This window comes from Mesotoga prima MesG1.Ag.4.2, assembly GCF_000147715.2.
GTDB classification, from domain to species: Bacteria; Thermotogota; Thermotogae; order Petrotogales; family Kosmotogaceae; genus Mesotoga; species Mesotoga prima.
Genome location: NC_017934.1, coordinates 1,388,488 through 1,399,589, shown reverse-complemented (window position 1 = coordinate 1,399,589; position 11,102 = coordinate 1,388,488). Strand labels below are relative to the sequence as shown.

Annotated in this window: 8 protein-coding genes; all 8 read left to right on the top strand. The window is 47.9% G+C overall.

The features are described from left to right. Nucleotides 1-12: 12 nt before the first annotated feature. The 8 genes from THEBA_RS06690 to ileS all read left to right on the top strand — a co-directional run bounded on the left by THEBA_RS06690 (nucleotide 13) and on the right by ileS (nucleotide 11,072). The gene (locus THEBA_RS06690) at nucleotides 13-1,545 is read left to right on the top strand and encodes a fatty-acid metabolism regulator protein (RefSeq protein ID WP_014730979.1); all 1,533 of its coding nucleotides are present in this window, start codon (nucleotides 13-15) and stop codon (nucleotides 1,543-1,545) included. A gap of 2 nt (nucleotides 1,546-1,547) precedes the next feature. Then, a complete protein-coding gene (locus THEBA_RS06685; RefSeq protein WP_006486719.1) occupies nucleotides 1,548-1,727 on the top strand; it encodes a hypothetical protein in 180 nt (59 codons plus the stop codon). Beyond that, nucleotides 1,711-2,976 (top strand): YlbE family protein, encoded by a 1,266-nt coding sequence (locus tag THEBA_RS06680; RefSeq protein ID WP_006486715.1) that lies wholly within the window; start codon nucleotides 1,711-1,713, stop codon nucleotides 2,974-2,976. The genes THEBA_RS06685 and THEBA_RS06680 overlap by 17 nt, the downstream gene beginning before the upstream one ends. A gap of 12 nt (nucleotides 2,977-2,988) precedes the next feature. Beyond that, nucleotides 2,989-3,780 carry a cyclase family protein gene (locus tag THEBA_RS06675; RefSeq protein WP_014730978.1) on the top strand — a complete coding sequence of 264 codons (792 nt, stop codon included), beginning with the start codon at nucleotides 2,989-2,991 and terminating at the stop codon, nucleotides 3,778-3,780. A gap of 27 nt (nucleotides 3,781-3,807) precedes the next feature. Further along, complete coding sequence (locus THEBA_RS06670) at nucleotides 3,808-4,683, top strand: FAD binding domain-containing protein (protein ID WP_014730977.1); 876 nt, start codon at nucleotides 3,808-3,810, stop codon at nucleotides 4,681-4,683. Further along, nucleotides 4,680-5,183: a (2Fe-2S)-binding protein gene (locus THEBA_RS06665; RefSeq protein ID WP_006486709.1), complete on the top strand. Its 504-nt coding sequence runs from the start codon at nucleotides 4,680-4,682 to the stop codon at nucleotides 5,181-5,183. The genes THEBA_RS06670 and THEBA_RS06665 overlap by 4 nt, the downstream gene beginning before the upstream one ends. Then, complete coding sequence (locus tag THEBA_RS06660; RefSeq protein ID WP_014730976.1) at nucleotides 5,170-7,584, top strand: xanthine dehydrogenase family protein molybdopterin-binding subunit; 2,415 nt, start codon at nucleotides 5,170-5,172, stop codon at nucleotides 7,582-7,584. Before THEBA_RS06665 ends, THEBA_RS06660 begins: the two co-directional genes overlap by 14 nt. Before the next feature lie 344 nt (nucleotides 7,585-7,928). Continuing rightward, the gene (ileS, locus tag THEBA_RS06650) at nucleotides 7,929-11,072 is read left to right on the top strand and encodes an isoleucine--tRNA ligase (RefSeq protein ID WP_014730975.1); all 3,144 of its coding nucleotides are present in this window, start codon (nucleotides 7,929-7,931) and stop codon (nucleotides 11,070-11,072) included. Nucleotides 11,073-11,102: the final 30 nt, after the last annotated feature.

Here is an 11,102-nt window from a genome sequence, read left to right as displayed (position 1 = left end):
CTGGAGGTTCATATGAAGAAAATCGAGGTCGTTAGAGGCGAATACTACGATAGCGTAACGTTGATGCTCGTGGCCAAGGAAATTAAGAGAATTAATGGCGTCGTAGATGCGGTACTTAACATGGCGACGGAGGCGAACATTGACATCATGAAAGCTGCCGGCTTTGAAATCAAAGCGGGGTTTCTTTCTCCGGATGACCTGTTAATCGGAATCGACTACAGAAAAGACGAAATAGATAGGATCTTCGAAACAGCTCGTTCGTATCTCGCATCTCCTCCTTGGAAGAAGAAAGAAGATGACACCGAGTATACTCCGGGAACGCTTGAAGGTGCTCTCGCTGTGTTGAGAGACGCCAATCTTGCCTTGATATCGCTTCCCGGAAGATTCGCAGCAGCCGAGGCGATGAAGGCTCTCAAGAACGGCTTGAACGTAATGCTTTACTCAGACAATGTCGCAACTGAAGATGAGATAAAGCTGAAGCATTACGCTGACAGAAACGACCTGATCGTCATGGGACCGGACTGTGGCACAGCGGTCATCAATGGAAAGGGCCTTGGCTTTTCAAATGTATGTCCTGAGGGTCCTGTTGGAATCGTTGCGGCTTCTGGTACCGGCCTTCAGGAAGTAATGGTGCAGCTTAGTAGGCGCGGCATCGGTGTTAAGCATGGGATCGGAACGGGAGGCAGAGACGTTAAAGAATGCGTCGGAGGGATATCTTTCCTCAAAGGAATACGAGAACTCTCTGATGATCCAGAGATCTCTCTGATTATTGCGGTTGGAAAACCGCCTGATCCTGAGGTTAAAGAGAGGATTTTAAACTCTTTGAAGAAGACTGGAAAGGATTGTGTTATTTGCTTTATGGGGGATGATTGCGGGAAAGACGAAGATAGAGTGCATTATTCGGCAGAGCTCGAGGAATGTGCCGTCGTTGCAGAGGCGATTCTTAATGGCAAAGAGGTGTCAGCTGCGAGGGACAAGTTGAGAGCCGAGTACGCTAGCCTTTCAGGCTGGAGGCCCATTGAAGAGGTTCAGGGGAAATATGTCAGGGGTCTTTTCACCGGTGGCACTCTCTGCTACGAAGCCCAGTACATCGCACAGTCTTACATCAACCCTATTTACAGCAATGCGCCTCTAAGGAAGGAATTCAAGCTAGAGAACAGTCTGAAACCCATAGGTCATTCGTTCATAGATTACGGAGAAGACGAGTTCACTCAGGGGAGACTGCATCCCATGATAGATCCTTCATTCAGGGCCGAGCAGCTTAAGGAGCAGTCGGAAGATAATTCGGTGGCTGTTGTTCTCTTTGATGTAGTCCTGGGATATGGGAGTGCGGAAAACCCATCTCAAGAAGTTGCAGAGGCTATCGGAGCGGTAAAAAGAGAAATTAAGCCGGTTTATGTTGCTTATGTTTGCGGTACAGCGGGAGACCCTCAAGACCTGGCGAAACAGATTTCTCTTTTGGAAGATGCAGGTGTCATAGTCTGTGAGAGTAATGCCAGGGCCGCGCTTCTGGCCTCGAGTCTCATTTCAAGAAGGGAGCGATAATCTTGTCGTTCAAAGATTTGCTAAACAGTGGTCCAAAAGTAATAAACCTTGGGATGGAGAGATTCTATCTCGATCTTCTGGAGCAAGAGGTTCCGGCGGTCAAGGTCAATTGGAGACCTCCTCTTGCCAAAAGTTCGTTGATGGATAGATTGAGGAAATTGAGAGGTGAAGAGGTTGAATGACATCGATAAAGCAAATTCTATAGCGTTTGAAAGGCTTTTGAAGGCCGAACCCCAGATTGTTGGTCTCGGAATGGCCAAAGAGTTTATTCCAAATTTCGGAGAAAAAATGATTCTTCATGCCGGTCCGCCCATAACTTGGGAGAGGATGTCGGGCCCTATGATAGGCGCCATAACAGGCGCAATTCTCTACGAAGGTTGGGCGGAAACTCCGGAAAAGGCGAGAGCGTTGGCTTCGAAAGGAGAAATCACTTTTGAACCCTGCCATCACCACAACTCGGTCGGCCCTATGGCAGGAATAATATCTCCTAATCTGCCGGTATGGGTAGTTGAAGAAAAGAATTCTGGAAGGAGAGGCTATGCGACTCTTAACGAGGGCCTCGGAAAGGTCTTGCGAATGGGTGCATTCAGCGAAGAGGTCATAGAAAGACTGAACTGGATGCGTGAAGTTCTTTATCCAGTGTTGAGAAATGGGGTGCGAAAATACGTCGAAGATAATGGTGGCCTCAATCTTAAGAGCTTGATCTCTCAGTCTCTCCACATGGGAGATGAACTCCATAATCGCAACAGGGCAGCCACTTCACTTCTGATTAGAACACTTGTTCCTTCTTTGATAGACGCGGAACGGGGTAATCACAACCTCTCCAGGGTTGTGAAGTTTATGGCAGGCAATGATCACTTCTTCTTGAATCCTGGAATGGCCGCGGCAAAGGCCTCACTTGACAGCGTCGGTTATGTAGAGGGTTCCAGCATGATTACAATCATGGCTCGAAACGGCACCGACTTCGGAATACAGATTGCCGGAATAGAGAACGAGTGGTTTACCTGTCAGGCGGCTCTGCCCGATGTCCTGCTATTTCCTGGTTTCACGAAAGACGATGTAAATCGAGACATAGGAGACAGCGCAATTATGGAGACTTACGGAGTTGGCGGATTTGCATTGGCCGCAGCGCCTGCGATCGTTCAGTTCGTCGGAGGCACCCCTCAGGACGCGGTTAACTACACGAAGGAAATGTATGAGATCTGTGTGGGAGAAAACAAGCATTTCACGATTCCCGTACTGAACTTTCGCGGAACTCCTACGGGAATTGATTTGATCAAAGTCGTGGAAACGGGCATCACTCCAATCCTCGACACCGGTGCGGCTCACAAAGAGGCCGGCAAAGGACAGGTCGGAGCGGGAATAGTAAGGATGCCGTCTGAAGCCTTTGTCAAGGCAGCTGAAGCATTCGTTGAGAAATATTCCAAATAGAGGAGGTAGTTTATGGTACCGAAGAACTGGGACAAGATAAGGATTTACGAGTTATCGCAACCGATCAGCCACCTAACACCACCATGGCCAACCTATGAGCCCCTACAGATAAAGTTTTTCAAGAGGCTTGCCCCAAACGGTGCAAACGGACAGCTTCTAACGCATTCCAACCATGTTGGGACTCATCTGGACGGGTCGTTGCATTTCTGCACTCACGGGAGAGACATCGCGAGCATACCTCTCAATGAACTTGTTGCGCCCGGAGTAATAGTTGATCTTTCGGATATCGCAGAAGACTATGGAATCTACACTTCCAAGGACATCGAAGAGAGAGTAGAGGTGAAAGAAGGCGATATTCTTATTATCAACACTGGATACCACAAATATGCTTACGATCAGCCCGAGGCCGACGAAGTAAGATACATGATAAAACACCCCGGACCAACCAGGGAATTCGCAGAGTGGTGCAAAATGAAGAAGATCAAGTGGATAGGTGTCGACTGTGGTTCGGCCGACCATCCAATGAACACGAAGATTCGTGAGTGGATGCCGGTTCAGGCAAAAGAGTGCGATCACTATATGCATGAGAAATACGGGAAGTCACTCGAAGAGATCTTTCCTGACGAAGACTACCAGTTGATGCATGTTCTTCTCTTCCCATATGACATTATTCACGCAGAAAACGTCGGCGGAGAGATAGACAAGATACTTGACAAAAGAATGGTAATAGGTTGCTTCCCCTGGCGGTTCGTCGGCGGAGAGTCGTGTATAAGCAGAATTGTAGCTTTCGACGAAGAGGAATAAATCTTATTGAAAGTGTGGCGATAGCGAATGCGTGACTTCGTTCTAGAAAGACCCCGCTCGATTTCGGAGGTACTGGACACGCTTCAGCGCCATGGGAATAAGGCCATGGTTAAGAGCGGTGGCACTGACGTTATTGTATGGCTGCATAAGTCTATTAAGGAACCCGACTATATCGTTGACTTGACGGCTGTGGAGCAACTCAAAGGAATAGTTGTGAACGAGGACAACGTTGAAGTGAAAGCGCTGGTAACTCTCAACGAAGTTATCGGAGACGATTCATTGAATCGTTACTTCCCAGCTTTGGTTCAGGCATGCAAGGCACACTCGGATCCACTTATAAGGAATCGTGCCACAGTTGTCGGAAATGTCTGTGCCGCAGTCCCTTCAGGAGATATGATCGCACCTCTGGTTTGCTATGACGCGAAAGTCGAGATCACGGGACCGAACGGCAGTCGAAAGGTTCCGGTCTCGGAGTTTATTACTGGACCAAAGAGAACCTCTCTTGGAACCGATGAGATCGTCACAGGAATAAGGATCGCTCTTCCAGCAGTGGAGACCAGCGGCTGTTACCTCAAAGCAATAAGAAGAGAGGCTCTAGATATCGCTCAGGCTGCCGTCTGTTGCACGCTCTTCAAGGGTGATAACAGAGAGTTCAGAATTGCTTTCTGCGCCGTTTCTGCTAGACCCCTTAGAGCGACTGAGGCTGAAAAGCTGCTTAACTCCTGCAGCAACATAGATGACGAGGTAATAGACCAAGCTGCAGAATTAGCGGCCGATGCAGTCGATCCCATCACGGATGTGAGAGCCTCCAGAGAATACAGGGTCGAGATGATTGCCGAACTGACGAGAAGAGCAATCTCTCGTTGTCTTGAAAGACCTGCGGGAGAAGGTGTTCACAAATGAAGGACAAGCGCGTAACCATTACGCTCAACGGCCGTAAGACAACTCTGGTTGTTGAAGATAGAACGACACTTCTAAATGCCCTAAGAGAGCAAGGCGTTACCAGTCTCAAGAGGGGTTGTGAAGAGGGAGAATGTGGAGCCTGTACTTTGATAATGAATGGCCTTCCCCAAAAGTCATGCCTTATTCTTGCCAGAGAAGCCGAGGGTGCAGACATTCTCACCGTCGAAGGACTTGTGAAGAAAGGAAGACTACATCCAATTCAGCAGGCCTTCATCGATGAAGGCGCCATCCAGTGTGGATACTGCACTCCTGGAATGGTAATGACTACTTACGCACTGCTGAAGAAAAATCCTTCTCCTTCAGATGAAGAGATTAGGGAAGCCCTCTCGGGAAACATTTGCAGGTGCACGGGTTACCTTGCAATCATCAGAGCGGTCAAAAAGAGTGCCGCCATTCTTTCTGGAAATAACGGAGGAGGTGGGACGCGTGAAGACTATTAAGACGAAGACTGGGATAGGGAAATGGCTGCCGAGGAAGTATGACTTGGAAAAGGCCGAAGGTACACTTCAGTTTGCCGACGACCTGAGGTTCGGCTCCGAACTGCTTCACGCAGCGGTTGTCCGTTCCTCTGTGGCTCATGGAGAGATCCTGAACGTCGATGACTCGGAAGCTCTGAAAATTCCTGGAGTGTTGAAGGTCCTTTTAGGAGAGGATTTCCCCCATCACTTTGGACTATATTTGAAGGACAGAACCCCCATGGCCATTGGAAGAGCGAGATATGTTGGAGAACCCGTCGCTCTTGTAGTTGCCGAGACCGAAGAGGCAGCATCGGAAGCAGCAAAAAAAGTCAAGGTAACGTACAGCGAACTCGAAGCGATCTTTGACCCCGTGAAGGCAGCGACGAATAATTCAGTATTGGTTCATCCGGATCTTCATAAGTACGAGCATGTTGATTTCATAACACCTCAGCCGAACACCAATATCGCAAACTGGTTCAGAATTAGAAAGGGGGACACGGAGGCAGCATTCAAGAATTCTGCTCATGTCTTCGAGGAAACAATAACCTGCCCTCAGATCGCTCACGGTTTCATTGAAACTTTCTGTACGATATGCAAACAGGATCCTGGGTCTGGAGAGATCACGATCTGGACAAGCGCGCAGTCTCCTTTCACAGTGAGAGACATTATTGCCAAAGGTATTAATTATCCTCTTCATAAGATCCGAGTGATTGCTCCTCCGATAGGCGGAGGCTTTGGCGGAAAGGCAGGAATGACAGTCGAGGCTCTCTGTCTTGCCGCCGCGATGGACGAAGACATCAAAGGAAGACCTGTGAAACTCTTCATTCCAAGAGAAGAGGTTATGTTGAGCTCATGGGTTCGACAGGGTTTCGTTGCAAGAATAGAAATGGCGGTAAGCGACGATGGATTAATGCAGGGAATCCGCAACACGTTCTGGTTCGATACTGGAATCTCGGCCGAATATGGTGCAAATCCAGTCAGGAGCGCCGGGTACACTTCAATGGGAGCATACAACATTCCCAACGTCTGGGCAGACTGTTATGCGGTTTACACAAACAAACCCTTTGGGGGAGCGTATAGGGGCTTTGGTTTGCCGGAGCTTATGAGTGCTCTGGAAGTGGTTGTGGATATCGTTGCCCACAAGCTCAAAATCGATCCGGTCGAGTTCAGAAAGAAGAACCTTATCAAGAAGGGCCAGACAACTTGCACGGGGATGCCAATGCACGATCACGCTCTTGAGAAGATCGTCGACAAAGTGGTAGAGAAGATGGATTTGCACAAAGAAGAACCGGCGACACGGAAGGGATGGAAGAGAGGAAAGGGGATCGCGCTGGCAATAAAAGCGCCTGCGATTCCTGCAGACGCCTCTTCGTCCGCTATTGTCAAGCTAAACGGAGACGGGACCGTAGAAGTGCTGGCTGCGACGATGGACATGGGGCAGGGTACTTACAGCGCCTTCGCACAGATCGTCTCTGAAGAACTCGGGATTCCTTACGACTGGATCAAAGTATATTATCCAGATACTCAGAGCCACCCTTATGACTGGCAGACGGTTGCTAGCAGATCCTGTTGGTCAATGGGGATGGCTGTGAAAAGAGCTGCCAGCGAATTGAGAGAGAAGCTCCTAGCTTTGTTTGCAGAGTATTGGCAGACACCGGTCGAAACAATAAGCATAGAGTACGGAGTCGTCAAGTGTCACAAACTTGGCAAGAGTGAAAGGATAGACGAACGAGTTCAGAATGGTTTCAAAATGCCTGACGGAATTTTGAAAGGTGGCCCGATTATTGGTACCGGTTCGTTTACACCGCCGGATCTGATCTATCCCGACCCCGATACGGGGCAGTCCTCAAAGGTAGTTGCCCATTTCACCCTTGGCGCAGTCGGGATAGATATTGAGGTCGATCCCGGCACAGGAAGGATACTTGTAAACAAAGTCTGCGCGGGTTACGATGTCGGCAAGGCAATAACCCCGATAAACATTAAGGGTCAAATAGAAGGCGGTACCGTTCAGGGTCTTTCTGCATGCCTTATGGAAGGCTTGTCGTATGACGAGCGTGGCAGACTGCTCAATCCCGATTTCACGGACTACAAAATCGCCACGATAATGGACGCTCCTACAGAGATCGAGTCTTTCTGGGAAGAGGTACCTGAAGAGATTTCTCCTTACGGGAACCGGGGTGTTGGAGAGCATTCGATGATCGCTCCGGCTCCGGCACTTAATAACGCGCTGTTCAAAGCGACGGGCATGAGGATCCACAGTTATCCCCTCAGCAGAGAGAGAGTCCACAAAGCTTTGAAAGCAAAGGAAAAAGGTGAGACCGATTTCTGGGAATGGCCCTATGAACTGGATCTTGCTTATATGCGTGCGAAGAAGGAGTGGTGAAGAAGCCAGCGATCATAATTTTGCTGTCAGAAAGAGAAAGAAATTCTCTCAATTTCACTAGGTGTAACTCCGGTCAGCGGGTTTCTTTGCTTGACAAGTCTCTATTGTGATGTATCATATTATCTATAAGTGATGGATACATTTGGGAAGGAGAAGAGCTAATGTTGAAGACAACTTCGGAACCGGGGATTACAGATTAGAACGCTCTTCAGGGACAGACAGACTGTCCTTTTTCTTCAGTCGTACGCTTCATGTTATTTTTTCCTTAAAGCAAATATTGTCGAAAACATTCATAATTGGACTGTATGATCTGACGAATACTTCAAGACAGGAGGAAACAAAGTATGCCAAGGTTTGAAGATGTAGACCTCAAACGTCCTGCAGCAGAGAGAGAAGAAGAGATACTCTCCTATTGGCGGAAAGATGATCTTGCAACTAGAAGTGTAACGGAAAGGGAAGGAAGCCCCGAGTTTGTTTTCTTCGAGGGTCCCCCGACTGCCAATGGTATGCCTGGAATTCATCATGTTATATCAAGAACGTTGAAGGATGCGGTCTGCCGTTTCAAGACTATGCAGGGGTACCAGGTGAAGCGAAAGGCGGGCTGGGATACTCATGGTCTTCCCGTAGAAATCGAAGTTGAAAAGCAGCTGGGCTTCTCTTCTAAGCAGGAGATAGAGGACTTTGGCATAGAGAAATTCAATCAGAAGTGTAAGGAATCTGTATGGAAGTACGAAAGCCAGTGGAAGAAATTGACTGAACGCATAGCTTACTGGATCGATATGGAACATCCATACATCACCATGGAGAACGATTACATCGAATCGGTCTGGTGGATTCTCAAGCAATATTTTGATAAGGGCTATATCTACGAAGGCCACAAAATTATGCCTTACTGCCCGAGGTGTGGAACTCCGCTCGCCTCTCACGAGGTAGCTCAGGGCTACAAGGATGAGACCATAGATTCAATATATGTCAAATTCCGCCTTAAAGGAAAAGACAACGAATACTTCATCGTTTGGACTACGACTCCATGGACACTTCCATCAAACGTCGCTCTTGCGGTAAATCCTGAGTTTAACTATGTCAAGGTCGAAGTAAAAGTAGACGGAGACGAGGTCGAATACTACTACCTTGTTAAGGAAAGGCTGAGCGCGCTTCTTGGCGAAGAGAGCAATTACAGAATAGTCCAAGAACTCAAGGGTATGGACCTTGTAAATCTTGAATACGAGCAATTAATACCCTTTGCAAAAGTAGATAAGAAGGCCTTCTACGTAGTATATGGCGACTTCGTTTCGCTCGAGGATGGTTCCGGCATCGTCCATATGGCCCCCGCTTTTGGAGAGGATGACAACATCCTGGGAAGGAAATTCGGTCTTCCCTTACTTCAGCTTGTCGACAAAGAGGGGAAGATTACCGAAGAGGTTACTCCATGGGCTGGAATGTTTGTAAGAGATGCCGATCCTTTGATCACCCGATACTTGAAAGACAGGAATCTCTTGTTCAAAAAGGAGCGTCTCACTCACTCTTATCCATTCTGTTGGAGATGCGACACTCCGCTTCTCTATTACGCAAGAAAATCGTGGTACATAAAGACCACCGAATATAGAGACAAAATGATAGAAGTGAACAACTCCGTCAACTGGTATCCAAAATTTGTTGGGGAGGGGCGCTTTGGAAACTGGCTCGAGAACATGGTCGACTGGGCCCTCTCGAGAGACAGATATTGGGGAACACCTCTAAATGTATGGAAGTGCGACGAATGTGGGAAACTGACAGCGGTAGGCTCTAGAAAGGAACTAGTCGAGAGAGCAATAGAGGACATTTCTGAAGATATAGAGCTTCATCGGCCGTACGTAGATGACGTTCATCTGAGATGTGAATGCGGTGGCAGGATGACGAGAACCCCGGAAGTCATAGACTGCTGGTTTGATTCAGGTGCGATGCCAGTCGCACAGCATCACTACCCGTTTGAAAACAAAGACAATTTTATGGGCGATCTTTTCCCGGCCGACTTCATCTGTGAAGGAATTGATCAGACCAGAGGTTGGTTCTATTCTCTCATGTCGATTTCGACCTTCCTTTTTGGGCAGTCACCGTACAAGAACGTTCTGGTCAACAATCTCGTTCTCGATAAGAACGGGCAGAAGATGTCAAAGTCCAAAGGCAATACGGTCGATCCCTGGAAGATTATAGAAAAATATGGAGCCGATACGTTGAGATGGTATCTGCTTGCCGTCTCGCCACCGTGGGTGCCAACCAAGTTCGACGAAGAGGGCGTAAAGGATACGTTCAGCAAGTTCTTTGGAACGCTTCACAGCGTCTTCTCATTCTTTACAATGTATGCAAATGTGGACAACGTCGACCCGGGGGAATTCGATCTTCCCGTTTCCGAAAGGGAAGAAGTGGACAGATGGATAATATCCAGACTCAACACTCTCGTGAGAGAGGTAACAGATCTTCTTAACCATTATGATATGACGAAATCTGTGAGGGCTATTCAAGATTTCGTGGTTGAAGAGGTTTCAAACTGGTATGTCAGAAGAACACGGGACAGATATTGGACGAGCGAACTGGACAACAGTAAGAAGGCAGCTTATCTAACCCTGTACGAAGTTCTTCTTACAGTAGCCAAACTTATGGCTCCAATCGCTCCTTTCACGGCCGAGGAGATTTTCAGGAACCTTACGCATAAAGAGAAGGAATCGGTCCATCTTGAGTTCTATCCTGTTGCCGACGAGAGCTTGATAGAGCCGGATCTCGAGAAGAGAATGGCTGCCGTCATGGATATCGTAACCCTGGGCAGGGCATGCAGAAACAAGGTGCAGATCAAGGTCAGACAGCCTCTTCCGAAGATTCTCGTTGACGGGCGGATAAAGAAGATCGTTGAATCGATGCGCGAGTTGATTCTAGAAGAGATCAACGTCAAGAACATCGAGTATATTGAAGAGCTCGGAGACTACGTCAATTACGAGGTAAAGCCGAACTTCAGGGTTATGGGCCCCAAGTTCGGTAAAGATCTGAAAGCGATCGGAAATGCCCTAAGGTCTATGAAGCCGGCCGATGTAGTTGCCAGGGTCAAGCATGAAGGAAAGATCTCAATCGAGGCAGAGGGGAAGACTTTCGAACTCACAGAAGAAGATCTCGACATAAGAATCCAGGAACTTGAAGGTTTCACCTTCGAAATGAGCAATGAAAACTTTGTCATACTTGACACCGAGCTCACTCCAGAGCTTCTTCAAGAAGGACTCGCAAGAGAGATGGTATCAAAGATACAGACAATGCGGAAGGAAGCGGATTTTGAGATAACAGACAGAATCAATGTCTCCTTCTCTGGCCCGAGGGAAGTAGTCGATGCGATCGATACTTACAGAGAATACATAAAAGAAGAAACACTCTCCAATGCCGTTGTCTTTGAAGAAAGTCTCGACTCTGGGACAGAGTGGAACTTGAATGGTTATGACACTTTGATTAGAGTTCAAAGAGTTTGATGCGATATGAGAAACCGGGAGCATCTGCTC